Raw genomic sequence first — 26,187 nt, forward strand, 5'->3', positions numbered from 1 at the left:
TAACAGCAAAATCCCGTTGTTCAAACGTGAATAAGGAGCTGTCGATGATCGGAACTGGCCTTCACACCCCGCCCATGGATGAGACCGGGGCAGAGCCCCTGTCAAAACTTGCCACGGCGCGTCTTGCAATCTCGCTTGTCCGTAATCCGTTAAAGGCCTTACCACCGGATATTTTCAGCGAACCGGCGGTTTTCACCCGGCTTGGCGGCACGATGCGCGTGCACCTCGCCGATCCCGTACTGATCCACGAGGCTCTGGTGAAGAACGCTCATGTGCTTGGCAAGGGTGAAGATGTGCGCCGGGTGCTCGGCCCCGCGCTCGGACAGGGTCCTCTGACCGCCGATGGCGACCACTGGAAATGGCAAAGGCAATCCGTGGCCGCCGCCTTTCGGCATGAAAAGCTGCTGGAATTACTGCCGGCCATGATCGAGACGGCGCGGCGCACGCAAGCACGCTGGCGCTCCCCTTCAATTGGCGACATCGATATCGGCCATGAAATGATGCGTACCACCTTCGACATCATCGTCGAAACCATGATGTCCGGTGGATACGGCATCGACATTGCGCGTGTCGAACAGAGCATTACCGATTATCTGAAGCCGACGGGCTGGACCTTCGCGCTCGCCATGCTGGGCGCACCGGAATGGCTGCCCCATCCCGGCCGGCGCAAATCCCGCACCGCCGTCGAGTATCTGCGCGCCAGCCTCGCAACGGTGATCGCCGGCCGGCGGCAAAACCCCAGCGACCGAACCGATCTTGTCTCCATGCTGCTGGAAGCCAAAGACCCTGAAACCGGACGCATGATGAGCGATGAGGAAATCATCGACAATCTTTTGACCTTCATAACCGCCGGCCATGAAACGACGGCGCTCGGTCTTGCCTGGACCTTCCACCTTCTGTCGCAGAACCCTGAAGCGGAAAGAAAAGTTATCGAGGAGATCGAGGCCGTCACCGGCGGAGAGCCTGTCGCGGCCGAACATATCGCCAATCTCACCTATACGAGACAGGTGTTTTCGGAAGCGATGCGGCTCTACCCGCCTGCCCCGGTCATCACGCGCACCGCGCTGCAGGATTTCAGGCTCGGAGAGCACGACATTGCAGCCGGAACGGTTCTTTATGTGCCAATCTATGCCGTGCACCGGCACGCCACATTGTGGGATGAACCCGAACGCTTCGACCCCTCACGTTTCGAGCCCGACAGGGTCAAGGCCCGTCACCGTTATGCCTATATGCCCTTCGGCGCCGGCCCACGCGTCTGCATCGGCAATGCCTTCGCCATGATGGAGGCCGTGGCGATCCTTGCGGTTCTTCTGCAGACCGCTCATCTCGAGAACAGGTCCGCTACTGCGGCGGAACCGCTGATGCGGGTGACATTGCGGCCGCAGGACCGGCTGATGATGATGATCACCCAGCGCTAAAACAAATCGCCCGCGGCGTGAACACCGCGGGCGACTATTATTGTTGAAATATGTCACCTGAAGGTGACGATCACAGATCGACGTCGAGGATCGCCATGGAGAAGTTGTACGAGCGGTCGCCGTCTTCGTCATCGATGTAGACGACGCCGAGAAACTCTTCGCCAAGATACACTTCGGCGGAATCGTCTTTGCGCGGACGCGCCTTGACAATCATCTTCTCGTTGAAGGTGCGCTTGAAATAGGCGTCGAGTTTTTTGATTTCGTCGGCTTTCACCAGTATTCTCCTGTGCGGTTCGGGTTGGGCCGCTTTTGGCATGGGACAAAGGCCAAAGTAAAGTGAAAGCGGCGCATCATCCGTGTCTTCCACACGGACGAGCGCAATATTCACGACCTGTCAGATATCGGCCCCGATAACCTGGTCCATCAGACGCGAGGGTTCCGAACACCCTGCTTCTCCCACCACACGCGCCGGCACGCCGGCCACGGTGGTCTTCGGCGGAACCGGTTTCAACACCACCGAACCGGCGGCGATGCGCGAGCAGCTGCCAATCTCGATATTGCCAAGAATCTTGGCGCCCGCCCCGATCATCACGCCATTGCCGATCTTCGGATGGCGATCCGCCCCCTCCTTGCCGGTGCCGCCGAGCGTCACCCCATGCAGGATGGAAACATTGTCACCGATGACGGCGGTCTCACCAACCACCAGCCCGGTGGCATGGTCGAGGAAGATACCCCTGCCGATGCGCGCGGCCGGATTGATATCAGTCTGGAAAATGCTCGATGAGCGGCTTTGCAGGTAAAACGCAAAATCCCTGCGGCCCTTCGCAAGCAGCCAATGCGCAAGGCGATGGGTCTGGATGGCATGGAAGCCCTTGAAATAGAGGAGCGGCTCCATGAAGCGCGTGCAGGCCGGATCGCGATCATAAACGGCCTGGATATCGACACGCAGCACACTGCCCCATTCCGGCCAGTCATCCAGCATGTCCTGAAAGGTCTGGCGCAGAAGCACGGCCTGCATGTCGGGATGATCGAGGAGTTCGCAGATACGATAGATCACACATTCTTCGAGAGATCGGTGATTGAGGATCGTCGAATAAAGAAAAGCGGAAAGCAGCGGGTCCTGAGCTGCGGCGCTACGCGCTTCATGCAGCAGGCTGCCCCAGATCGGATCGACGATCGCCAGCTGTTCGGGCTGACGGGCCTCGGTACGTGCGACCATGAATGGTCTCCTCGTTTGCAGTGGTCGTTCTTTATACAGAAAAAGACGCGCATTAGAAATGGGATTCGAATGACGACTTTAAAGGCGGCAAGGCTTCAGTTTTTCTTCATGCAGCATGAAAAACCGTTTCTTGGCCGTCCTGAGCGTTGCCGCATTTCCGGACGGAAAACCGGGCTCCACTTTTCCTGGAAATGCTCCAGATCAAAGGCTGCGGTAAAATTCCAGCACCGCCGCCTTGAACACCCGGTCGCCAACGGCCAGCATATGGTCGCGGCCGGGAATGTCGATCGCCCGCGCATGCGGCATGATCGCGGCGAGTTCCGCGCCCGATCCGGCAATATCGTCATTCGTTCCGACCGCAATCAGTGTCGGCGCATCGATCTTTGCCGCCTGTTCGCGGGTCACGAGAACCCGTGAGGTCTCGATACAGGCGGCAAGCGCCAGCCGGTCGCTTTTTGTCTGGTCGGCAAAGGCCCGGAACATGCGGCCGCGCTCATGGGTAACCACATCCAGCGAAGGTGCAAGAAGCGCCTCGGCGATCGGATCCCAGTCGCCCACACCTTCAACCATGCCGATGCCGAGCCCGCCGAAAACCAGCGAGCGCACACGCTCGGGATGAGCCATAGCCAGAAAGGCGGAAATGCGGGCACCCATGGAATATCCCATCACATGTGCTTCCGCGATGCCGAGATGATTGAGCAGCGCCACCGCGTCACCAGCCATGACCGGCGGATAATAGGCGTCAGAATCATGCGGCTTGTCGCTCGCACCATGGCCGCGATTGTCGATGGCGATCACCCGGTAACCCGCATCGCCCAGCGTCTTCACCCAGCCGGGATGCACCCAGTTGACATTGGCACTGGAGGCAAAGCCGTGGATCAGCAAAACCGGATCGCCCGCCGGATCGCCCTCGTCGAAATAGGCGAGGCGCAGGCCGTCATGGGAAAAATCGGAAAATTGCGGCACGTTGAGATTCATCAAGGACATCCTTTTTGCCGGACCATATGGCAGGAAAGCACAAGATTGAACATGTTTTCCTGACGATTTTTATGGAGATGCAATGCGTTTGAGGCTACATATCCGCAACGAAGAGCCGCTGCGCGACGACGGATTGCGGCTCGATAACGATATTGCATTTGGAGACGAACATGGCCGGGCATTCCATTCCCCACTTCCAGAACGATGGCGGACACAGCGTAATCGAGATCGGCGTCAAGGAATTCATGTGCACCGGCGCTTCCGTACCTTTCGACCACCCGCATATCTTCATCGATATGGGCGACGACAACGAGAAGGTCTGTTCCTACTGCTCCACGCTTTTCCGCTACAATCCGTCGCTGAAGGCCGAGCAGACCAACCCTCCGGGCTGCGTCTTCCATGTGAAGGCCGCCTGACCTCCACTTTTGCTGATCGGGGCGCGATATGCCCATAAAATCCGTAGCCATTGTCGGTGCCGGCATCGCCGGTCTCACCGCTGCCCTTTCTTTTGCCCGGCACGATATCGATTGTGACATCATCGAGCAGGCAGGCGAGCTGACGGAAGTCGGTGCCGGCCTGCAGCTCTCCCCCAACGCCGCCCGCATTCTCGCGCAACTCGGCGTGTTGCCCGAGATCGAGGCGCGCTGGACCGAACCGGTCAGCGTCGATCTCGCCTCCGGCAAATCGCTGGCCACGTTATTGTCGCTGCCGATGGGCTCGGTGGCCCGCACGCGCTGGGGCGCACCTTATGGCGTGCTGCATCGCTCGACGCTGCAAAGCGCACTTCTGAACGCGGTAAAGGATAATCCGCTCTGCCGCCTGCATCTCGGCAAGCGCATCGAAAACGCGACAGTCGATGTCATCGCCGCAACCACGTTCCGCGATCACGACCTGATCATTGGTGCCGACGGCGTCTGGTCGGCGGCCCGCTTTGCCGTGCCCTCCGCGCCCACGGCCACCTTTTCCGGCAATATCGCCTGGCGTTTCACCGTGACTGAAAATGATGTGCCTTCCGCCATCAACAAAAGCGCCGTCACCGCCTATCTCGGTTCAGGCGGCCATATCGTCGCCTATCCGCTGAAGGAAGTCGGCGGTTTCAATATCGTCGCCATTGCGCTTGGTGCCGATCCCGGCGCGACATGGCGGGCCGAATCGAGCGGGCAGCAGAAAGCCATGCTGCTCGAACAGTTTCGCGGCTGGAGCCCGGAACTGCTACGGCTGCTAAAAAAGGCCCAGAACCCCACCTTCTGGCCGCTTTATCAGGCCGGCCCCGGACGCTGGCATAATGGCCGCGATACCGTGCTGATCGGTGACGCCGCCCACGCGATGATGCCGTTCGCGGCACAAGGGGCGGCCATGGCAATTGAGGATGCATTTGAACTTGCGGGAACAATGGCAGGCAGCGGCGGCGGAGCCTCCCTGCCCGTGCCCCAAGCCCTTGCCACCTTTGAGGCTCTGCGCCTGCCGCGCATAGAAAAGGCCCGCAAGCGGGCCTCTCTCAATCGTTTTGCCTATCATGCGAAAGGCCCGGTCCGTATTGCCAGAGACTTCGTATTTTCCACACGTCCCACGGAAGCCTTCATGAGCGACTTCGACTGGCTCTACGGCTATCACGCAAAGGGCTGATTAAACCTCAGCCGCGGCTGCGAAGCCGACCTCCAGGTCCTTCTTCAGATCGGCTATATCTTCAAGCCCGATCTGAAGCCGGATGACCGGACCTCCCGACGGCCCCTTGGCGACGGTCCTGTCGATGAGCGATACCGAAACCGCAAGCGATTCGTATCCGCCCCAGGAATAGCCAAGCCCGAAGAAAGTCAGCGCATCGAGAAACGCTGCCGCCACCTGCTTGTATTTGCCCTCTTCCGCCTTCAAGACGAAGGAGAAGACGCCGCTCGCGCCCTTGAAATCACGCTTCCAGAGTTCATGCCCGGCAAAGCTCGGCAAGGCCGGATGCAGAACACGCACCACGTCGTCACGGCTCTCCAGCCACCCAGCGATATCGAGCGCGCTTTTCTGGTGGTGTTCCAGCCTGATGCCCATGGTGCGCATGCCGCGCAGGATCTGATAGGCGTCGTCAGAGGTGACGCAGATGCCGAGATTGGTATTGGCCTGATAAAGCGCCTTCCAGTGTTTCTCATTGGCCGAGACGAAGCCCATCAACACATCGGAATGCCCGGAGGGATATTTGGTGGCGGCGTGAATGGAAATATCGACGCCGAAATCGAGCGGCTTGAAATAAAGCGGCGTCGCCCAGGTATTGTCCATCGTGACCACACAGTCATGCCTGTGGGCGATCTCCGTGATCAGCCGGACGTCCTGAATCTCAAACGTATTGGAGCCCGGCGCTTCCAGATGCACAAGCTTGGTATTCGGCCGGATCAACGCCTCGATGCCCGTCCCGATCGCCGGATCGTAATATTGGATCTCCACACCGAGCTTCTTCAGCATCGTGTTGCAGAAGCGGCGTGTAGGGAAATAGACGGAATCGACGACAAGCGCATGATCGCCCGCACCGAGATAGGCAAGGAACGGCACGGTGATCGCTGCAAGGCCCGACGGCACGAGGATAGTTCCGAACGAACCTTCCAGCTCGTTGACGAGATTGCACAGCGCATCCGTCGTCGGCGTGCCGTGGGTGCCATAGGTATATTTCTGGTTTTCGGTCGAAAGCGTTTCCGCGTCGGGAAAAAGCACGGTCGAGCCGCGCACGATGGGTGGATTGACGAAACCGAAACAGTCCGCGGGATCATTGCCGCCATGGGTCAGGCGCGTATTCACACCTGCGGCGGAAAGCAGGTCATTTGTCTTGGTCATTTCAGATCAGCTTTCGAAGGAATATTGACGCGTGCGACAATGCTGAGAGCAGAAGGCAAGGTCAACCCCCGGAAAGTCTCGCCGAGTGGCTCGATTGATCCATCGCAAAACAGAATACAAGAAGTATACAAAAATCGTGCAAGTGCAAATTTTCGCAAAAATATGCTTATATTTTCACCCTTTGCACACTTCCCGACCAAAATTTCGAAAATTCCGTTTTATAGGCACAATTATCGCCGGCATGTCTTGACCCCGCTGCCAATTGCGATTGTGATAGAAAAAGCGGATCGAAAAGGTCTTGCTGAAGGGGGAGCTGGGGTAAAACAAACATGCCGGTCCTCTTCCATCGACGATAACAAACAAAGGTTGGGAAAAATGAAAAAGGCAATTCTGTCAGCCGCTATCGGCGCAGCAGTTTTGGGAGGAGCCTCGGTCGCTTCGGCTGCGACGCTTCAGGATGTGAAGTCGAAAGGTTTCGTCACCTGCGGCGTAAGTGCCGGCATTCCGGGATTTTCCAATCCCGATGACAAGGGCGAATGGTCCGGTATCGACGTGGACTATTGCCGTGGTATTGCCACAGCGGTTTTCGGTGATCCGTCGAAGGCGAAGTTTGTTGCTCTTTCGAGCAAGGACCGCTTTCCGGCTCTCCAGTCCGGCGAAGTCGACGTTCTGACCCGTAACACCACCTGGACGATCAGCCGCGACACATCGCTCGGCTTCAACTTCCGTACCGTCAACTATTATGACGGTCAGGGCTTCATCGCCAAGAAGGGCCTCAACGTGAAGTCCGCGCTTGAGCTTTCCGGCGCCGCCGTCTGCGTTCAGACCGGCACCACCACCGAGCTCAATCTCGCCGACTATTTCAAGACCAACAATCTGCAGTACAATCCGGTCGTCTTCGAAAAGGAAGCCGACGCGACATCCGCCTATGATTCGGGCCGTTGCGACGTCTACACCACCGACCAGTCCGGTCTTTATGCCATCCGCCTCAAGCTGAAGAACCCGGAAGACAACATTGTTCTGCCGGAAGTCATCTCCAAGGAGCCTCTTGGACCGGCCGTTCGTCAGGGCGACGACCAGTGGTTCGACATCGTGACCTGGGTTCACTACGCCATGGTCAATGCCGAGGAACTGGGCATCACTTCCAAGAACGTCGATGAGCAGAAGACCAGCGCCAACCCCGATATCAAGCGTCTGCTTGGCACCGAGGAAGGCACCAAGATCGGTACCGATCTCGGCGTCACCAACGACTGGGCTTACAACATCGTCAAGCTGGTGGGTAACTACGGCGAAGTCTTCGACCGCAACGTCGGCGCCGGTTCGCCGCTGAAGATCGAGCGTGGCCAGAACGCGCTGTGGACCAAGGGCGGCCTGCAGTACGCACCGCCGGTCCGTTGATCGGCCCCATCATCGGCTAGATCATGACAGGAGGCTGGGCAACGCCCGGCCTCCATTTAAAATTATATAAATAAGCTCGCAAAGAGCATATAAAAGGGAAAGGTGCCTATGGCAGGCAACGCGGTCAGTTCGCAACGATCGCGCGCGCAAAGCGCGTCGTCACTTATCAACGATCCACGCATACGCGGAATTTTCTATCAGGTTCTGACAGTCGTCATCCTGACCGCCTTCGTCTGGATCATCGTGACGAATACGATCACCAATCTTCAACGGTCAAACATTTCATCCGGCTTCGGCTTCCTCAATGGAAGAGCCGGTTTCGATATCGGCCAGTCGCTGATCGCTTACACCAGCGATGCGACCTATGGCCGGGCATTGCTCGTTGGTATTCTCAACACGATCCAGGTTGCATTTTTTGGCATCATCGCCGCCTCGATCATCGGTTTCATCGTCGGCATCGCCCGGCTGTCCAGCAACTGGCTGATCTCGAAACTCGCGCAGGCCTATGTGGAAATCTTCCGCAACATCCCGCCGCTGCTCGTCATCTTCTTCTGGTACAAGGGCGTCATTTCCGTTCTGCCGCAGGCGCGCGATTCACTGGAGCTGCCGCTTGGAAGCTATCTCAACAATCGCGGCTTCTTCTTTCCCAAGCCGCTCTGGGGAGAAGGCACCTGGCTGATACCGCTCGCCTTTCTGGTCGCAATCGTCATCAGCGTGCTTGTCTATCGCTGGGCGAAGGCGAGACAGGAACAAACCGGTCAGCAATTCCGCACCGGCATCACCGCCACACTTCTCATCATCGGCCTTCCGGCCGCGACATTTCTGGCGCTCGGCTCACCGCTGACATTCGACTTCCCGATTGCCGGGCGGTTCAACCTGTCGGGCGGCGCAGTCGTCGCACCTGAATTCATGTCGCTGTTCCTGGCGCTTTCCTTCTACACCGCCTCCTTCATTGCCGAAATCGTTCGCGGTGGCATCAAGGCCGTGGCAAAGGGCCAGACGGAAGCTGCGGAAGCGCTGGGGCTTCGCGCCAGCACGACGACGCGTCTGATCATCGTGCCGCAGGCGATGCGCATCATCATCCCGCCACTGACAAGCCAGTATCTCAACCTGACCAAGAACTCGTCGCTTGCGGTCGCGGTCGGTTTTGCCGACATCGTCTCCATCGGCGGCACGATCCTGAACCAGACGGGTCAGGCAGTCGAAGTCGTCGCAATCTGGCTGGTCATCTATCTCTCGCTGTCCCTGCTCACGGCCGTGGTCATGAACTGGTTCAACGCGAAAATGGCCCTGGTGGAGAGATAATCGATGACATTAAGCAATCACGCTTTTGTGCGACAGACCATCGAGGACGCCAGACCCGCTCCTTCGAGCGCCGTCGGCTTCGGCCATTGGCTGCGCACCAAACTTTTCGCCACACCGAAGGACACCGTCCTTACGGTTCTCGCCCTCGCCTTTCTGGCTTATCTTCTGCCGCCGGTGGTGAAGTGGCTGTTCATCGATGCCGTATGGACCGGCAGCGATCGTATTGCCTGCCTCACCGCCTCGCAGGGCGGCGCGCTTCCGGACGGTCAGTCCGGGGCATGCTGGGCATTCGTCTCGGCAAAACTCGGGCAATTCATCTTTGGCCGTTATCCGCTTGACGAACGCTGGCGTCCCATCCTCGTGATGGTGACGTTCGCCATCCTGCTCGTGCCGATGCTCATCCCGAAAGCGCCCTTCAAGCGCCTCAATGCGCTGGCGCTTTTCATCATTCTGCCCTTCATTGCGTTTTTCCTGCTCATCGGCGGCGTCTTCGGCCTGCCGAAGGTGGAAACGCAGCTCTGGGGCGGCCTGATGGTCACCCTCATCCTGTCATTCTTCGGAATAACGGTGTCCCTGCCTTTCGGCATTCTTCTGGCACTCGGTCGCCGGTCGAATCTGCCGGTCATCAAGATGCTCTGCGTGCTCTTCATCGAAGTCATCAGAGGCATTCCGCTGATCACTGTCCTGTTCTTCGCCAGCATCATGCTGCCGCTGTTCCTGCCCGACGGCTGGACCTTCGACAAGTTCCTGCGTGCGCTCGTCGGCGTGTCGCTGTTCTCCTCGGCCTATATGGCGGAGGTGATCCGCGGCGGCCTGCAGGCCATTCCCAAGGGACAATATGAAGGGGCGGATTCTCTCGGCCTGAACTACTGGCAGAAAACGCGGCTGATCGTGCTGCCGCAGGCGCTGAAGCTCGTCATTCCGGGCATCGTCAACACCTTCATCGGGCTGTTCAAGGATACGTCGCTGGTTTCGATCATCGGCATGTTCGACCTGCTCGGCATTGTCACACTCAACCAATCGGATGCGAACTGGGCGACACCCGTCACCGCCATGACTGGATATATTTTCGCAGGCTTCGTATTCTGGATATTCTGCTTCGGCATGTCGCGTTATTCGCTGTTCATGGAACGGCACCTCGACACCGGGCATAAACGATAAGGGACGCTCAAATGGCAGAAAACCAAGCAAAAAAACTGGCCGTCTCGACAACGGACGTGGCAATCGAAATCACTGGCATGAACAAGTGGTATGGCGATTTCCACGTGCTGCGCGATATCAATCTCAAGGTCATGAAGGGCGAGCGCATCGTCATCGCCGGTCCTTCGGGATCGGGCAAATCGACGATGATCCGCTGCATCAACCGGCTGGAAGAACACCAGTCGGGCTCAATCCAGGTCGATGGCATCGAACTGACCAACGACCTGAAGAAGATCGATGAAGTTCGTCGCGAAGTTGGCATGGTGTTCCAGCACTTCAACCTCTTCCCGCATCTGACCATTCTCGAAAACTGCACGCTGGCGCCGATCTGGGTTCGCAAGATGCCCAAGAAGGAAGCGGAAGAAGTGGCGATGCACTATCTGAAGCGCGTCAAGATCCCCGAGCAGGCACACAAGTATCCCGGTCAGCTTTCCGGCGGTCAGCAGCAGCGCGTGGCGATTGCCCGCTCGCTGTGCATGAAACCGAAGATCATGCTCTTCGACGAGCCGACATCGGCGCTCGATCCGGAAATGGTCAAGGAAGTGCTCGACACCATGGTCGGCCTTGCCGAAGACGGCATGACCATGCTGTGCGTGACCCACGAAATGGGCTTCGCCCGCCAGGTCGCCAACCGCGTCATCTTCATGGATCAGGGCCAGATCGTCGAACAGAATTCGCCCGCCGAATTCTTCGACAATCCGCAGCACGAGCGCACACGCCTGTTCCTCAGCCAGATTCTGCACTGAGAAATAGCAATCGGTGACAATAAAAGACGGGGCTGCAAAGCCCCGTTTTTTTTATGACGTAGAGACGCATGGCTGCGGCGACCCATCCCGCATGGGAGCAAAAAAATGACACCGCGAAACAAGACAGATACGGCGATTCTTACGAAACGCCGCCCGAGGAGACGCTGAAACAGCGCTCGCCCCGCTTCTTTAACCATCTGTTACGAAACAAGAATCCTTGTTTTACAGGGCTTCCGGCCGCCCATGTCATTTTTTTGTCAAATCATGCATTTTTCCGCTTGCAGACCTTCGGGAGCCTGACTATAAGGGCGCCACACCGCAAGTGTACGCGCCCTTCGTCTATCGGTTAGGACGTCAGATTTTCATTCTGAAAAGAGGGGTTCGACTCCCCTAGGGCGTACCACTTGCTGTCGTGTTCCCCTCCTTAAAAAATGCATCGATATCTTTCGAGTGTGCAAATTCACCACACGTGACTGATGCGTCGGAACCGATTTCCGCTCGGTACGTTAGATTGCTGTCCCCCCGATGGAAGGCAAGCCGGGTGAACCGCCAGCGAGCAGATCGACCGGCTTGCCTTTCCCCATCTTCCAGATGACAGCGCCTGTTCGATCCCGCCGGCAGAGGATGCCAGCTAAGGGATAAAAACGACATCTCCCACCTCCCACGACGAAAAAAAGCATTGCCGACGTGCGGTGATAGGGGCGATATTTCAAAGCTTTGGCCCGATGCGGCGCAGTTTTCCACAGCCCTTCGGACTTCCTCAAAAAAACTCGCCACGAAGGGAAAAAAATCAATTTTTCCGCTTGCAGACCTTCGGGAGCCTGACTATAAGGGCGCCACACCGCAAGTGTACGCGCCCTTCGTCTATCGGTTAGGACGTCAGATTTTCATTCTGAAAAGAGGGGTTCGACTCCCCTAGGGCGTACCATTGCTTCTCCTTGAAAATTAGTGGTCTGTATAAAAAACTTCACGTGACGCGTGAACGTATGGACAATTGCCGTTTGCAGCTCGTCCTTCACTTTTCTCTGTAAAATTTTGGCTCGATCCACAAACCCGTCAGGGTGCGAAAGCCGCGTCCAGAACGCGCAGCTGCACACGCCTCTGGCCCTGCCAGAGATCGGCACCCACGGTGCCTGCAACATGGATGGACCTGCCACGCGAATTCAGTAGCATCTGCCCCAGAGGAGCCTCCGCAGCGCGGAATGCGATACCGTCCAGCCGCGAGCCATCCATGGCCTCCAGCGTGATCTTGACATGGGCAGTGCCGACAAGGCGCACGTCGCGCAGGCGATGGGCCGGAACGGCAAAGATCGGCTGGGAGTGACCCGACCCGTAAGGACCGGCCTGCTCCAGCTGGTCGACAAGCTGCAATGTCGCGCCAGACGCACCGATGGCGCCATCGATCTTCAGCACGCTGCTTTCCACCAATTCGCTCACCGTCTTGACGGCCGCTTCTTCAAAGAACGTCCTAAGCTTGCCGAGATTGGCGCGCTCCACCGTCAGCCCGGCCGCCATGGCGTGACCGCCACCCTTGATCAGCAATCCCGCATCCACGGCGGCACGCACCATCCGGCCCATATCGAAACCATTGATCGAACGGCCGGAACCGGTGCCCTTACCGGAGGGATCGAAAGCAATTGCAAAGGCCGGACGACGGAAACGATCCTTCAAACGGGAAGCGAGCAAGCCGACGATGCCTGGGTGCCAGTTCTCCCGAGCCGTGACGATGACACCGGCCCCAGACCCGTCACCATATTCGAACAATGCCTCCGCTTCAGCCTCCGCCAGCATCACTGCTTCCATCGCCTGCCGTTCGCGGTTCAGCTCATCCAGCCGTTCCGCAATCACTTCCGCCTGCGAAGAGTCCTCGATAGTCAGCAGACGGCTGCCGAGAGCGGCGTCGCCGATACGGCCGCCGGCATTGATGCGCGGCCCGATCAGGAACCCGAAATGATAGGGCGTCACCGGCCCGCCAAGCCCTGCCTTCTTGAACAGCGCAGCGAGGCCGGGATTGTTCATGTGGCGCGCAGCAATCAGCCCCTTCACCACATAGGCGCGGTTCAGCCCCTTCAGCGGCACCACATCGCATACCGTCGCGAGCGCGACTATATCGAGCAGCGACAGCAGATCGAGCGTAAAGGCCTGCCTGTTGCGTCTGTCTTTCAAAAGCCGCAGCGTGGCGACCAGCACGAGAAACACCACGCCGGCGGCGCAGAGATGCCCCTGCCCCGAAAGATCGTCCTCCCGGTTGGGATTGACCAGTGCGACAGCCGGCGGCAATTCCGAACCAACCTGGTGGTGATCGATTACCACCACGTCGGTGCCCGCGTCCTTGGCGGCTTGCAGCGATTCATGGCTGGTGGAGCCGCAATCAACCGTCACGATCAGGGTTGCGCCATTGGCGGCAAGCTGCTGCATCGCCGCCGGGTTCGGCCCGTAACCTTCAAAAATCCGGTCAGGAATATAGATCTCCGGCGTCAGCCCGAAATGCGCGAAAAACCGATACATCAATGCGGAAGAAGCAGCCCCATCGACATCGTAATCGCCGAAGATCGCCACCTTCTCACCGGTCTCGATGGCGCGCACCAGCCTCTCGGCCGCCTTCTCGCAATCGGTCAGCATATGCGGATCAGGCATCAGCGAGCGGATGGTGGGATCGAGAAATGCAAGCGCATCATCCACGCCTACTCCACGCCCGGCGAGCACGCGGGCGATGAGTTCGGGAATGGCGTGGACCTGGGACATGGCCAGCGCACGGTTCTGTCCGGCCTGATCCAGCCGCGACACCCAGCGCTGCTCTGTCGCCGACCGCTCCACGCTTAAAAATGCGCGGGCCACGGTATCGGCCGGCTCCATCATTGCCATCCTGTCCATTCGTCCTGTCATGCGCGTATATCGGCGCTTTAATACTTAGAACGGGCTAAATGGCGATGGCGCGTTTTTCAAGCAAAAACGCGCTTTGCGGGTTTCACACCGAGAAAATCGAGAAAAATGGGCTGACGATCGATACCGCACCAACCAGAAGCAGCAGCGAGAACACGGCAAGCGAACACCAGTTCCGCTCATATTCGGCCATATCGAATTCCATGCTGCGAATATTGTCGTTGGCAGTGTGAGGCCGCGCCCGATGATGGGCGACCGGAACGTCTGCGCGCTTATTGTCCTTGAACAGGATGATCGATGTCACGGCCACGCCTCCCTCGCTTGGTGAACAGGATTAACCATAGGACCGAATCGTGTCGTATTCCAGCGGTTCTGCGGCTGTTTTTCTTAAATTTTATGACAGCTGAAACGTTAAATCCCGGAACGGTTTTTTGAACATCGCAGCCAGGCTTCCTAACGAAAAAAGACCGCGCTTCCATGCGGAAGCGCGGTCCTCAGATTCAAAAAAATCGTCAGCGTCTCAGGTCCGCTCGATGCGGATGACCTGCGGTTCGCTGACCAGATATTTCTCGTTCTTGATCGCCTTCACGGCCTTGCGGATCGCATCTTCCATCGTCGCATGGGTGACGAGGATGATTGTCTGCGGCGCGCCTTCCACATGCACGCGCTGACGCTGCACGATGGATTCCAGCGAGATATTGTTATCCGCCATGCGCGTGGCGATGGAGGCGAACACGCCCGCCTGATCCTTCACCGTCAGACGGATGAAATAACCGCCCTCATGGCTCTTCATCTTGGCGCGGCGATACTCGACCAGCGATTTCGCCGGGCGGCCAAGCACCGGCACCTGCTGGGCACCGGGACGGCTCTTGGCGATATCGGCGATGTCACCGAGTACGGCCGACGCCGTGGCGTTGCCGCCGGCACCCGGACCGACCATCAGCAACTCGCCGAGAATATCGGATTCGATAGCCACGGCATTGGTGACGCCATCGACCTGCGCGATGACGGAATCGAGCGGCACCATGGTTGGATGCACCCGCTGTTCGATGCCGGATTCGGTCACCTGCGCCACGCCGAGAAGCTTGATGCGATAACCGAGTTCGGCCGCCGCCTGAATATCCTCGCTCGAAATATTGGTGATGCCTTCGAGATAGATGTCATCGGCCGAAATCTTGTTGCCGAAGGCAAGCGTCGTCAGAATGGCGAGCTTGTGAGCGGTGTCGTTGCCCTCGATATCGAAGGCCGGATCGGCCTCGGCATAACCCAGCCGCTGCGCTTCCTTCAGACAGGCCTCGAAGGACAGCCCTTCCTTCTCCATCTTGGTTAGGATGTAATTGCAGGTGCCGTTCATGATGCCGTAGATGCGCGACACATGGTTGCCGGTGAGCGATTCACGCAGCGCCTTGATGACGGGGATACCGCCGGCTACAGCCGCTTCGAAATTGAGGAGCGCGCCCTTGTCTTCGGCAAGCGTCGCCAATTCGACGCCGTGCTTGGCAAGCAACGCCTTGTTGGCTGTCACCACATGCAGACCGCGCGAGAGTGCGGCACGCACGGCATTTTCCGCCTGACCGGAAGCACCGCCGACGAGTTCGACGAAGACGTCGATATCGGCTTCGCTCGCCAGCTGCTCCGGCGTGTCGAACCAGGTAATACCCTTGAGGTCGATGCCGCGGTCGCGCGAACGGTCGCGCGCGCTCACCGCAATAATCTCAATCGCGCGTCCGCAGGTAATCGCAAGTTCGTTGCTTCTCTGCTGGAGGATGCGCACGAGCGAAGCGCCGACAGTGCCGAGCCCCGCTATGCCGATTCTCAATGAATCTGCCATGGGTATGTTCCTGATTTGCTGATGATGGTGGCGGCCGAGGCCCGGCCGCCTTCGGTTGCCCTTATCTGTGGGCGTTAAGCGAAACGACATTGTGCATCGTTTCGTCTGCGCTCGACAGGAAACGCTTCAGATTGCGCGCTGCCTGACGAATTCGATGCTCGTTTTCCACGAGCGCGAGGCGGACGTAATCGTCGCCCATTTCGCCAAAGCCGATGCCGGGAGCAACGGCGATATCTGCCTTCTCGACCAGAAGCTTGGAAAACTCCAGACTGCCGAGATGGCGGAATTTTTCGGGAATTTTCGCCCAGGCGAACATCGTCGCCGCCGGCGGCGGGATCTCGAAACCGGCCTTGCCAAAAGTGTCTACCATGACGTCACGGCGGCGGCGATAGACGTTGCGCACTTCGGCAATGTCGGAGCCGTCACCATTCAGCGCATGCGTCGCCGCAACCTGGATCGGCGTGAACGCGCCGTAATCGAGATAGGATTTCACGCGGGTCAGCGCCGCAATCAGCCGCTCGTTGCCGACCGCAAAGCCCATGCGCCAGCCGGGCATGGAGAAGGTCTTCGACATTGAGGTGAATTCCACCGCGACATCAATGGCGCCGGGAACTTCAAGAACCGAAGGCGGCGGATTGTTGTCGTCGAAATAGATTTCCGAATAGGCAAGGTCGGAGAGCACGATGATCTCGTGCTTCTTCGCGAATGCGATGACGTCCTTGTAGAAATCGAGCGAGGCGACATGCGCCGTCGGGTTCGACGGATAGTTGACGATCAACGCCAGCGGCTTCGGAATGGAGTGGCGCACCGCGCGCTCCAAAGGTCCGAAGAAGCTTTCGTCCGGCTCGACATTCATCGAGCGGATAACACCGCCCGCCATCAGAAAGCCGAAGGCGTGGATCGGATAGGTCGGGTTCGGACACAGGATCACATCGCCAGGTGCCGTGATGGCCTGCGCCATATTGGCGAAACCTTCCTTGGAGCCGAGCGTAGCGACGACCTGCGTATCGGGGTTCAGCTTCACGCCGAAACGGCGGGCATAATAACCAGCCTGCGCGCGGCGAAGGCCGGGAATGCCCTTGGACGAGGAATAACGATGGGTGCGAGGGTCCTGGACGACCTCGCAAAGCTTGTCGACGATCGCCTTGGGGGTCGGAAGGTCCGGATTGCCCATGCCGAGGTCGATAATGTCGGCCCCACCCGCTCGCGCGCTCGCTTTCAAACGGTTGACCTGTTCGAAGACGTATTGCGGCAGACGCCGGACCTTATGAAACTCTTCCATCACTTTCCTCATGGGAATGGACCGGTTCTGCCGGCCCATAACGAAGGTTCGTTTTTGTTTTTAGACGCCGCCGACACGAACCGATCCGGCAGACGTTATTCATTGTAGCGCAAAGCACGGGAAAACCTACAGGGCTTTTCTCGGGCAGCACGCGGCATCGCAATCATCCGCCTGTGCTTCGGGCACAGCCTTTTCGGCCCCTTTGGCAAGGCGGATCGCGCAATAGGATCAAGGAACTTGCATAACGCCAGATTCTTGGAAAATGCAAGGCAAGCCATGCTCAAGAACGGCCATTCCTGTCGTTCAGCCGCGCTCACCCGTCACAATTGCCGCGCGGATGACCGAAAGCACGCGCTCCGGCTTGATATCAGTGCAGACAAGCTGGCTTGGATGCCCATCCCAGTCGCCCGGCGGAAAGGCACGGCCATCCGGCTTCTGAATGGTCTGGCCATCGGCGAGGCCCCCGCAGACGACGCGCACCGGGCCGCTGCGGGTCTCAAACAGGTCAGGCGCAACGAGATAGACGCAGGCGCAGCTGTCATGCACCACCATGCCGTCGCCGGTGCGGGTCTTGTAGAAATCGATGTAGAATTGCGACAGGTCGGAAAGCAGCTGCACCGGCTTGCCGCCGGCCTTGGCCATGTCAGCCATGAAGGCGCTGGTCATCACCGTTTTTGTCGTCACATCGAGACCGACGACGACCACGCGCCAGGGCGCTGTAAACACCAGATCGGCGGCTTCCGGATCGCCGTGAATATTAGCCTCGGCCGCCGGCGAAATGTTGCCGTTAATATCGAAAGCGCCGCCCATGACGATGACTTCCTTCACCAGCGCGGCGAAGTCAGGCTCCTCACGCAGCGCCAGCGCCAGATTGGTCATGCGCCCGACAGCGATCAGCGTCACCTCGCCGGGATTGGCCTTGACCGTCTCGATGATGAAACGATGCGCCGGGCGCGGATCAAGCGGCAAATCGACAGTCTCGGGGATATCGATATCGCCGAGGCCGTTTTCGCCATGGATGAAGGTCGGCCAGTGGCCTTCCTTGCGGGCGGGATCGAAGGTTACGCCGGCGCCCTTCGCAACCGGCGCTGTCATCTGCCATTCCCGCTTCAGGAAAAGCGCATTGCGGGTGGTGATATCGATGGGCGCGTTGCCGAAAACCGTGGTGACGCCGATCAGATCGATATCGGGATGCCGATGCAGGAATAGAAGCGCCATGGCGTCATCTACACCGGGGTCCGTATCGAATATCACTTTATGCATCATGTCCTCATCCGTATGTCCTGAGCGTCGTCCGCCTCTCTAGGCGACACGCCACGGAAACATACCCATAAGCGGCAACACCGCAATCCCCCTGCCCGCCACAGATCGGAGAGAAAAATATTGCGCGGCGTTGTTTTCGGTGAAAGAAGAGGCCCTCTCCCTTCCGCCTGCCCGGACATCCCAAGTGCAAGACATCGCCCTCAACGTTTTCGTCGTTCTTTTCTGCGTCGCCATCTTTGCCGGATTTATCGATTCCATTGCCGGCGGCGGTGGTCTCATCACCATTCCGGCCATGCTGATCATGGGTATTGCGCCGCTCGACACGCTCGGCACCAACAAGCTGCAGGCGCAGTTCGGCTCGGCGTCGGCCACCCTTGCTTACGCCAGACGCGGCCACGTCAATCTGAAAGAGCAACTACCGATGGGATTGATGGCCATGGCCGGCGGAATGCTGGGGGCTGTTACCGCCGCTTTCGTGCCTGCCGATCTGCTGCGCACCATCATGCCGTTCCTGCTGATCGCCATCGCGCTTTATTTCGCCTTTAAACCGCGGCTCAGCGATATCGACAGCCATCGGCGCATCACTCCCTTCGTCTTCGGCCTGACGGTCGCGCCGCTGGTGGGCTTTTATGACGGGGTTTTCGGTCCCGGCGCGGGTTCGTTTTACATGCTGGCCTTCGTGGCGCTTGCCGGCTTCGGCATGTTGAAGGCAACCGCCCATACCAAACTTCTGAACCTCGGCTCGAACTTCGGCGGCTTCATCGTCTTCGCCATCGGCGGCGCGGTTCTGTGGAAGCTGGGGCTCGCCATGGGGCTTGGCCAGTTCGTCGGCGCGCAGATCGGCTCGCGTTTCGCGATGAAAAACGGCGCGAAGATCATCCGCCCGCTACTGGTGGTTTCCTGCCTGGCCATGGCGACGAAGCTTCTTGTCGATGCTTCATCCGCTTGGTCGATCGCCACGATCTGGGAAACCATCTTCCCGAAATAACGGGAAGGTAAAACATTCCGTTGAAAACGGAAACGTCGACAACGTTATCCGTTGACTCACCCGGTGGCGCGACCGCGCCTGCGATCGGCGATTTCCCTGATGACCACCATTGCACCGACCAGCTTGTAGCTGGACGAGTAACAGGGCGACATCTCGAGCGACTTAACGATCGTCTGTCCGTCGTGATCTTCGGCATAGGTATATTTCGACGTACCGCCCTTGAAGCAATTGTCGAGCCGTTCCCGCAGGTCGTTCTGGAAACGGTGCACCCCAACGAGCTCGGCGATATGGCATCCCATAAGCCCATCCGGGCTGTTGCGCGGAAAGGCATCCAGCCCATTCGCGAAGGACACCCGGTAGCCGGGTGAGACCACCATCACGGGTTCGTCGAGGTCGTTGAGCATATCCTCATCGAGGATCAGGTGGCGGTGATGCCACTCCAGACTATCCTCATCCTCGTCGCCAATGACTTTCGCCTTGAGCGGCATGCCGACATAACGATCGACAAGCGTTCGCAAAAGCTCGGAATTGCGCTGCACGCAGCCGAGATCTTCCGCCTCGTGGTTGAGGAGATCGATGGCGAAACGGAACTGCTCGCGAATGTCTTCGGAACTGCCGGTCTGACGCCCGATGACCCGGTCAAGCAGCTGCTCCAGTTCACGCTCCAGCACCGCGATCTTGTCGGTCTCGTTTTTACCAACGGCAGATTGCAGTTCCGTATAACGCAGCCAGAACAGCTCAACTAAATCTTTCAACCCAACTCTCCCTGAACGGGCAAACACCCCGCTCCAATCCGTAAGGATAGACCCTTTATCCCTTGATCATAGCGTCTGCGCATTTAAAAATGACGTAACGAAACGCAGGAGCGCCGCAAGGGCCGTACTCCAAAATATCACAGCCACCGCTATTTTTTCAATTTCGATAATCCATGAACGAAAAATGAGGTTCCACTAATATGGAAAAATATCGAAATTCACAAATTCACGGCCCAATTTCGTAAAAATCGACCGGAATCAGGTGGCGTGGAAAACGCCTCAGATCTGATGCTTCACGTCCCAGCGGTCGTGATACCACAGCCATTGTCCGGGATGTTCGCGCACCCAGCTTTCCACCTTGTCGTTCAACAACTGCGCCGTCGCCTGAATGTCGACATTGCCTTTTTCATCGCGCGGAATCTCGACCTTCGGTTCGATTTCCAGCCGGTAACGATTATCCGGCAGGCGCACGCAACGCGCTGGATAAACGTCGCAGTTGAACTGCCGCACCAGCTTGGCCAGAAGCGGATTGGTGCGAACCTCAAGCCCGAAGAACTTTGTCGTCAACCCCTTGCTGAACTTCTGGTCAACGAGAACGCCGACACCGCCGCCCCTTTCCAGCTGCCGCGCCAGCGCGAAGGACGAGCCGGCATGCGACGGCACCAGATTGCCCATGCGCTCCTTGCGGAAATTGAACACCTTGTCGGCGACATACGGATTGTTGGGCGGACGAAACAGCACGGTGACATCGAGGCCGAAGGCGGAACTCGCCACCGGCAGTAGTTCGAAATTGCCGCTATGGGCGGTAAAAACGATGAAGGGCCGCGGATTGTCGCGCAATTCGAGAAAGGTCGAAATACCCTCGACCTGAATCCGGCCGGGCTCGCTGTTTTCCGGATCGAAATCGAACAGCCGGTCGAGAAACACATATTCCGCCGCAAGCCGCCCCATATTGCCCCAGCTGTCCATGGCGATGGCGAGGCGCTCCTCCTCGGATTTTTCCGGAAAGGCGCGCGCCAGATTGTAAAGCATCAGCTTGTGGCGGCCGGTTTTCGGCCCCACGAAGCGCGCCAGCCGGTCAGCGGCGCGGATACCTGCATCGGCTGGAAAAATCTTCAGAAGATTGAGCAGACCGAAGGCGAATGTCGCAATCAGCCATTGCCGGAAGCGGTCCAGTTTCAGGACGATCCGCGTGATGAAAAGCTTCAATTGGGTCAGTCCATCCGCAACACGATCTTGCCGAACACCTGGCGCGTTTCCATGCGTTCCAGCGCCCGGTCGATGTCCTCGAAGGTGACTTCGGTGTCGATGACCGGATGAACGATGCCGCGCGCCATCTTCTGCATGGCATTGGCCATATTTTCCATGCGGCAGCCGAAGGAGCCGAGCAGTTTCAGCTGCTGCTGGAACAGCATCATCAGGTTGATATCGGTGGAGACACCTGACGTGGAGCCGCAGGTGACAAGGCGGCCGCCGCGCTTCAGCGTGAACATCGAAGCCGCAAAGGTGTCCTTGCCGACATGTTCGAACACCACGTCCACGCCCTTCTTTTTCGTCAGCTTGCGCACAACGCCTTCGAAACGGTCGGTCCGGTAGTTGATGACGTGGTCGGCGCCAAGCGCCTTCGCCCGCTCGATCTTGTCGTCGGAACCAACGGTGGTGATGACGGTGCAGCCCATCTTCTTGGCAAGCTGGATCGCCGCCGTGCCGATGCCGGAACCGCCGGCATGCACAAGGATCGTTTCGCCCGGCTCAAGCTTGGCATTGTCGAACAGCATGTGCTCCACCGTGCCGAACGTCACCGGCGCAAGTGCCGCAGCGATCGCATCGATGCCATGCGGCGCGGGAACGAGCTGGCGGGCCGGAATATTGATCTTCTCCTGCGCAAAGCCGTCCAGGTGGAAACCGTGCACGCCCTGCACATGTTCGCACAGATTGTCACGGCCTTCGCGGCAGGGCTTGCAAATACCGCAGGTGCGCGCGCCATAAACCGCAACGAGCTGGCCCGGCAGTACATTCGAAACGCCCGGACCGATGGCTTCCACCACGCCGGAAGCCTCGGCGCCGATGGTGAGCGGCATCTTGCGCTTGGCGAAAGCCATGCCGCGCCAGCCCCACACATCGATGTGGTTGAGCGCCACGGCCTTGACGCGCAGCGTCACCTCGCCCGGACCCGGTGCATCCGGTTCGGGCAGGTCCACTTTTTCGAGCTTCCGGTCGTCCACGAGTTGAAGAGCGCGCATATTTCAGTCCTTCGCCCGAGGGCGGTTATCTAAAAGGCTATTCCAGCAAACCTCTGTAACGGTTTTGCGGCCGGAATGCGTAATCAAAGAAGCGAGAGCGTTTCCGGAGTTCCGTTCAGGCCCGGAAACGCTTCTGTTTGTGGCGGAACCGGTTAAGCCGGTTCCCGCGTCATGACAAGGCTTGCATTCTGCCCACCGAAGCCGAAGGAGTTGGACAGAACCGCATTCACCTGCGCGTCCCGCTTCACATTCGGCACAACATCGAGCGAAATGGACGGGTCGGGATTGTTGTAATTGATCGTCGGCGGAAGCGTGCCGGTCAGCATCGTCTGCAGCGAGAACACCGCTTCGACCGCACCCGCAGCTGTCAAGGTATGGCCGATCATCGACTTGTTGGACGACAGCGGAATATTCTTCAGGCCCTCACCGAAGACGGCGAGCATCGAGCCATATTCCATCTTGTCGTTCTCAGGCGTCGAGGTGCCGTGGGCGTTGATATAGCCGATATCGCTTTCGGCCACACCCGCATCCGCCAGCGCCGCGCGGATCGTCGCAATCGCCGGGCCGCCATCGGGCGAGGAGCGCGTGCGGTGGAAGCTGTCGGCCTTTTCACCCGCACCCTTGATGATGCCGAGAATTTTCGCCCCGCGTGCGACGGCGGCTTCGAGCGATTCCAGCACCAGCGTCGCGGCACCTTCGGCGATCACGAAACCGTCGCGATCCTTGCTGAACGGCTTGGAGGCCTTTTCCGGCGGGTCGTTCTGGGTCGACAGCGCAGACAGCAGCGAGAAACGGATCAGCGCTTCGGCGCTGACTGAACCGTCGGTGGCAACCGTCAGCGCCCGCTCGGTGCGGCCCTGGCGGATCGCCTCAACGCCCAGCTGGATCGCGGTCGCGCCTGATGCACAGGCGGTGGACAGCGTGACAGGCAGGCCGCGCGTGCCAAAACGGTCGGAGAGACGCTCGGAAATCGCGCCGAACAGTGCTGCTTCCTGAAACGCCGGATCGGGACGCTGGCGCAACGCCGTCATGAACCGCTGATAAGCGTCGCCCGGCTGGGCAGCCGGCGGCGAACGGTCGGCAAGCTCGAAACGGGCGCTCCATTCCGGCTCGATCGGTGGTGCGGCCAGAAACAGTGGGCCGTCGAAATCACCGGAGATGCCGGCCTGCGCCAAGGCTTCGATGGTCGTCTCGCGCGCAAAGGCATAGGAGCGCTCGACGGAATTCGGCACCGGAATATCGATGAAATCCACCGTGCCGCTGATGCGGGTGGAAAGCCCCTCGGTCGGGAAGCGGGTGATATTATGGATACCCGATTTGCCAGATGTCAGGGCCGACCAGTTGTCGTCAAGCCCCTGCCCCAGCGAGGTGATGATGCCCATGCCGGTAACAGCGACGATCGGGCGACCGAGATGATCCCTGAAATTGGAAGCCATGGTCTTTTCTCCTCAAACGTCGCGGGACAGAACGGCGACACCTTCGCCGCGCACATGGCCGACGGTGGTGACGACGGCCTCGGTGGCCGCCTCGCCCATCTGCTTTTCGGCAGCCGCGTCGAAGGTAGGAACCTTCGCGCCGCTTTCAAGCGTCAGCGCCGCCAAAGCCAGTCCAAGCGGAAACTGCGCTTCAAGTCCATGGCCGGTGACACCGCCAAAGCCGCGAATGACGGCCTGTGGCAGCGCCTTTTCGAGAATATCCTTCTCGCGCCGGGTAACCTCGTCGTAACCGCTCGCGCCGGAAAACACGACGGTCGCAGCGCTATCCTTTGCAGGCGCAAGCAGGCGCTCCAGACGCTTTTCCATGCGGCCCTCATCACGATTGCCGCGATCCCCTTCAATGGCGTCGATGCGGGCATAAATGCGCGCGCCGCGATCACTGGCATGCTTGCGCGATTCCAGCACGAGGAATGCGCCGAGCGAGCCGGAAATCATGCCGCCACCGTCCTGATCGCCACGCGACCACAGCGGCTGCCAGCCGCCCTGCGCATGTGCGCCGATGGCTTCGAACAGCAGGATCATGTCGGGACGTTCCGCCGAGAAAGCGCCACCCACCAGTGCGTGGCTCGATTCGCCGGAACGGATGCGGTGGAACGCGGTTTCGACAGCGGAGATACCTGCCGCTTCCTCGCCCATGAAGGTGCGGGACGAACCGGTGACCTTGTGCACGATGGAAATATTGCCGGCCATCAGATTGGAAAGCTGGGCCAAAAACAGCGTCGGACGCAGTTCGGTCGTCAGCTTCTCGTTCAGCAGCTTTTCACGGTCGTTGCGCTTCAGCGCTTCATCGACAATCAGCGTATCGACATTGATGTCACGCTCGCCGCCGCCGGCCGCCACGATCATGTCCATGGTGGCGCAGGCCTCGGAATCTTCCTTCAGCCCGGCATCATCGAGCGCAAGGCCGGCCGCGAACACGCCGAGGCGCTGCCAGTTTTCCATCTGGCGCTGGTCGCCGCGCTTGGCGATCTGCGCGGACCAGTCGATCTCAGGCATGGGATGGACCGGGTAGGGTTTGAATTTTTCGGTCTCGACAATCGTCGCCGGCGCAGCGGTTCCAGAAAGAAGCGCCACATGCGCCTGGCTGCCGACGCCGTGACAGGTCACGATGCCGACCCCTGTTATCACCACATCATTGTCAGATTTCATCGTCTGTCATCCTTTGCAGCCGGCCCCATCGAAATGGTCACGGCTATCCAACAACGGTCGCAAACGACCGCTCCATGCGTTGCGGAATAAAGCGCGCAGTGCGGATTGGCAATGGTGAAGGCCCGATCAGCCGTCGCCAGCCCACGTTTTTCATGCATCGAAACCGGGCCGACGGGAAAAACGCCCTCATTCGAGATGCGCCGAAGCGCTTATTTCTGCGCATCCGCGGCAATCGCCGCCATCAGGCCGACTTCCTCGGCCCGCTTCTTGACGATAGGCCCGAGCGGGATTTCGCTGAACGGCATGGTGCGCAGTTTCAGCTGCGCGTCGCAGACCTTCTTGCCATCGCTGGTAATTTTCGCCTTGGTGACCGCAAAGCCCGAACCGTCATGCTCCAGCACGGCCTCGATGTCGAGAACGGCACCCGGCTCCACGAAGGTCCGCATCTTTGCGCCGTCGACCGACATCAGGAACGGCATGGACGCAAAATCGCTGAACGCCAGAACCATCATGCCGGAGGCCTGCGCCATGGTCTCGATCAGAAGCACACCCGGAACGAGCGGCATGCCGGGGAAGTGGCCTTCGAAAACCGGGCTTTTGTCGGGAACGACCGACCGCGCCTTCAACGTGCGCGTCGCCATATCCACGGCCTCGACCTTGTCGATCATCTGAAAATATTCAAGCAACATCCGTCCGGCCCGTCTCTGGTCGGTTGCGACCCGCCCAATAAGGCCGGGTCCAGAAAGAGAAATGCCCGCTCTGTCTTTTGTTCGAGCATCGGATTATCCGAAAACCGCAATACACTTTTCGGTCCGATGCTCCAAGGCGGGCATCGTCGTCTCAGCCCTTGGCTGCGCGCAATTCGTCGATCTTGGCGCAGAGGTTCTTCAGCACGAAGTACTCTTCGGTGGAAACCTTGCCTTCGTTGACTTCCTGCGTCCACTGCTCGAGCGGAATCTTGATGCCGAATTCCTTGTCGATGGCGAAAACGATATCCAGAAAGTCGAGGCTGTCGATGCCCAGATCGTCGATCGTGTGGCTTTCCGGCGTAATGGTTTCGCGGTCGATTTCGCTGGTTTCGGCGATAATGTCGGCAACCTTGTCGAATGTAGCTGTCACGCCCATAATCCTTATTGTCGTTCGTATGAATTATCCTGTCTGACGCACCACATAGGCAAGTCGCACAAAAAAGCCAATGGTTTCGTGACGTAACTTTGAA

Annotated in this window: 24 protein-coding genes and 2 tRNA genes; 10 read left to right on the top strand and 16 right to left on the bottom strand. The window is 58.9% G+C overall.

The genetic code is table 11. From position 1 onward, the window contains the following. Positions 1-44 precede the first annotated feature (44 nt). Positions 45-1,418 (top strand): cytochrome P450, encoded by a 1,374-nt coding sequence (locus DXT96_RS05520; RefSeq protein WP_153513759.1) that lies wholly within the window; start codon positions 45-47, stop codon positions 1,416-1,418. A 70-nt stretch (positions 1,419-1,488) separates the two neighbouring features. Here the strand turns inward: DXT96_RS05520 and DXT96_RS05525 are convergent, their stop codons facing one another. The 3 genes from DXT96_RS05525 to DXT96_RS05535 all read right to left on the bottom strand — a co-directional run bounded on the left by DXT96_RS05525 (position 1,489) and on the right by DXT96_RS05535 (position 3,615). Beyond that, positions 1,489-1,692 carry a DUF3126 family protein gene (locus tag DXT96_RS05525; RefSeq protein ID WP_003502851.1) on the bottom strand — a complete coding sequence of 68 codons (204 nt, stop codon included), beginning with the start codon at positions 1,690-1,692 and terminating at the stop codon, positions 1,489-1,491. Between the two features lie 120 nt (positions 1,693-1,812). After that, complete coding sequence (gene cysE / locus DXT96_RS05530; protein WP_153513760.1) at positions 1,813-2,637, bottom strand: serine O-acetyltransferase; 825 nt, start codon at positions 2,635-2,637, stop codon at positions 1,813-1,815. Between the two features lie 201 nt (positions 2,638-2,838). Next, positions 2,839-3,615 (bottom strand): alpha/beta fold hydrolase, encoded by a 777-nt coding sequence (locus DXT96_RS05535; RefSeq protein WP_153513761.1) that lies wholly within the window; start codon positions 3,613-3,615, stop codon positions 2,839-2,841. 170 nt (positions 3,616-3,785) lie between these two features. Between DXT96_RS05535 and DXT96_RS05540 the strand changes: the two genes are divergently transcribed. Further along, complete coding sequence (locus DXT96_RS05540) at positions 3,786-4,031, top strand: zinc-finger domain-containing protein (RefSeq protein WP_045016369.1); 246 nt, start codon at positions 3,786-3,788, stop codon at positions 4,029-4,031. A gap of 28 nt (positions 4,032-4,059) precedes the next feature. Then, entirely contained in the window at positions 4,060-5,241 is a 1,182-nt protein-coding gene (locus tag DXT96_RS05545; protein ID WP_153513762.1) for an FAD-dependent monooxygenase, read from the top strand. On the opposite strand, the gene DXT96_RS05550 is transcribed toward DXT96_RS05545, so the two are convergent. After that, positions 5,242-6,429, bottom strand: a complete 1,188-nt coding sequence (locus DXT96_RS05550) for a cystathionine beta-lyase (protein WP_153513763.1) — start codon at positions 6,427-6,429, stop codon at positions 5,242-5,244. It abuts the gene before it with no gap. Positions 6,430-6,804: 375 nt separating this feature from the next. On the opposite strand from DXT96_RS05550, the gene DXT96_RS05555 reads away from it, so the two are divergent. From DXT96_RS05555 to DXT96_RS05580, 6 genes are all read left to right on the top strand, one after another. After that, positions 6,805-7,827 (top strand): amino acid ABC transporter substrate-binding protein, encoded by a 1,023-nt coding sequence (locus tag DXT96_RS05555; RefSeq protein ID WP_174372539.1) that lies wholly within the window; start codon positions 6,805-6,807, stop codon positions 7,825-7,827. A 108-nt stretch (positions 7,828-7,935) separates the two neighbouring features. Continuing rightward, entirely contained in the window at positions 7,936-9,132 is a 1,197-nt protein-coding gene (locus DXT96_RS05560; RefSeq protein WP_153513764.1) for an amino acid ABC transporter permease, read from the top strand. A gap of 3 nt (positions 9,133-9,135) precedes the next feature. Next, complete coding sequence (locus DXT96_RS05565; RefSeq protein ID WP_153513765.1) at positions 9,136-10,293, top strand: amino acid ABC transporter permease; 1,158 nt, start codon at positions 9,136-9,138, stop codon at positions 10,291-10,293. An 11-nt stretch (positions 10,294-10,304) separates the two neighbouring features. Then, entirely contained in the window at positions 10,305-11,078 is a 774-nt protein-coding gene (locus DXT96_RS05570) for an amino acid ABC transporter ATP-binding protein (RefSeq protein WP_046800084.1), read from the top strand. Between the two features lie 328 nt (positions 11,079-11,406). After that, positions 11,407-11,481: transfer RNA gene (locus DXT96_RS05575), tRNA-Glu, on the top strand. A gap of 450 nt (positions 11,482-11,931) precedes the next feature. Then, positions 11,932-12,006, top strand: a tRNA-Glu gene (locus DXT96_RS05580). Positions 12,007-12,134: 128 nt separating this feature from the next. Here the strand turns inward: DXT96_RS05580 and recJ are convergent. The 5 genes from recJ to DXT96_RS05605 form a co-directional block, all read right to left on the bottom strand. Then, on the bottom strand, positions 12,135-13,943 hold the full coding sequence (gene recJ, locus DXT96_RS05585) for a single-stranded-DNA-specific exonuclease RecJ (protein ID WP_153514208.1): 1,809 nt from the start codon (positions 13,941-13,943) through the stop codon (positions 12,135-12,137). A gap of 103 nt (positions 13,944-14,046) precedes the next feature. Continuing rightward, positions 14,047-14,271 (bottom strand): hypothetical protein, encoded by a 225-nt coding sequence (locus tag DXT96_RS26890; RefSeq protein ID WP_174372537.1) that lies wholly within the window; start codon positions 14,269-14,271, stop codon positions 14,047-14,049. A 210-nt stretch (positions 14,272-14,481) separates the two neighbouring features. After that, positions 14,482-15,792 (bottom strand): homoserine dehydrogenase, encoded by a 1,311-nt coding sequence (locus DXT96_RS05595; protein WP_153513767.1) that lies wholly within the window; start codon positions 15,790-15,792, stop codon positions 14,482-14,484. Positions 15,793-15,853: 61 nt separating this feature from the next. Further along, the gene (locus tag DXT96_RS05600; protein ID WP_153513768.1) at positions 15,854-17,074 is read right to left on the bottom strand and encodes an LL-diaminopimelate aminotransferase; all 1,221 of its coding nucleotides are present in this window, start codon (positions 17,072-17,074) and stop codon (positions 15,854-15,856) included. Positions 17,075-17,377: 303 nt separating this feature from the next. Then, positions 17,378-18,337 carry a nucleoside hydrolase gene (locus DXT96_RS05605; RefSeq protein WP_153514209.1) on the bottom strand — a complete coding sequence of 320 codons (960 nt, stop codon included), beginning with the start codon at positions 18,335-18,337 and terminating at the stop codon, positions 17,378-17,380. A gap of 184 nt (positions 18,338-18,521) precedes the next feature. Here DXT96_RS05605 and DXT96_RS05610 point away from each other — a divergent pair, with 184 nt between their 5' ends. After that, entirely contained in the window at positions 18,522-19,325 is an 804-nt protein-coding gene (locus tag DXT96_RS05610) for a TSUP family transporter (protein WP_207133049.1), read from the top strand. A gap of 56 nt (positions 19,326-19,381) precedes the next feature. Here DXT96_RS05610 and DXT96_RS05615 read toward each other — a convergent pair whose 3' ends face one another. The 7 genes from DXT96_RS05615 to DXT96_RS05645 all read right to left on the bottom strand — a co-directional run bounded on the left by DXT96_RS05615 (position 19,382) and on the right by DXT96_RS05645 (position 26,093). Next, on the bottom strand, positions 19,382-20,080 hold the full coding sequence (locus DXT96_RS05615; RefSeq protein WP_149897546.1) for a hypothetical protein: 699 nt from the start codon (positions 20,078-20,080) through the stop codon (positions 19,382-19,384). Positions 20,081-20,359: 279 nt separating this feature from the next. After that, entirely contained in the window at positions 20,360-21,289 is a 930-nt protein-coding gene (locus tag DXT96_RS05620; protein ID WP_369809522.1) for a lipid A biosynthesis lauroyl acyltransferase, read from the bottom strand. A 5-nt stretch (positions 21,290-21,294) separates the two neighbouring features. Further along, positions 21,295-22,323: a zinc-binding dehydrogenase gene (locus DXT96_RS05625; RefSeq protein WP_149897544.1), complete on the bottom strand. Its 1,029-nt coding sequence runs from the start codon at positions 22,321-22,323 to the stop codon at positions 21,295-21,297. A gap of 152 nt (positions 22,324-22,475) precedes the next feature. Beyond that, positions 22,476-23,759 carry a beta-ketoacyl-ACP synthase gene (locus DXT96_RS05630; RefSeq protein WP_153513771.1) on the bottom strand — a complete coding sequence of 428 codons (1,284 nt, stop codon included), beginning with the start codon at positions 23,757-23,759 and terminating at the stop codon, positions 22,476-22,478. A 12-nt stretch (positions 23,760-23,771) separates the two neighbouring features. Continuing rightward, entirely contained in the window at positions 23,772-24,968 is a 1,197-nt protein-coding gene (locus DXT96_RS05635) for a beta-ketoacyl-ACP synthase (protein ID WP_153513772.1), read from the bottom strand. Positions 24,969-25,177: 209 nt separating this feature from the next. Then, entirely contained in the window at positions 25,178-25,657 is a 480-nt protein-coding gene (locus DXT96_RS05640) for a 3-hydroxyacyl-ACP dehydratase FabZ family protein (protein ID WP_080790685.1), read from the bottom strand. A 151-nt stretch (positions 25,658-25,808) separates the two neighbouring features. Beyond that, positions 25,809-26,093: an acyl carrier protein gene (locus DXT96_RS05645; protein WP_003495848.1), complete on the bottom strand. Its 285-nt coding sequence runs from the start codon at positions 26,091-26,093 to the stop codon at positions 25,809-25,811. Positions 26,094-26,187: the final 94 nt, after the last annotated feature.

It is taken from the genome of Agrobacterium sp. ICMP 6402, from assembly GCF_009498615.1.
Classification (GTDB): Bacteria; Pseudomonadota; Alphaproteobacteria; order Rhizobiales; family Rhizobiaceae; genus Agrobacterium; species Agrobacterium burrii.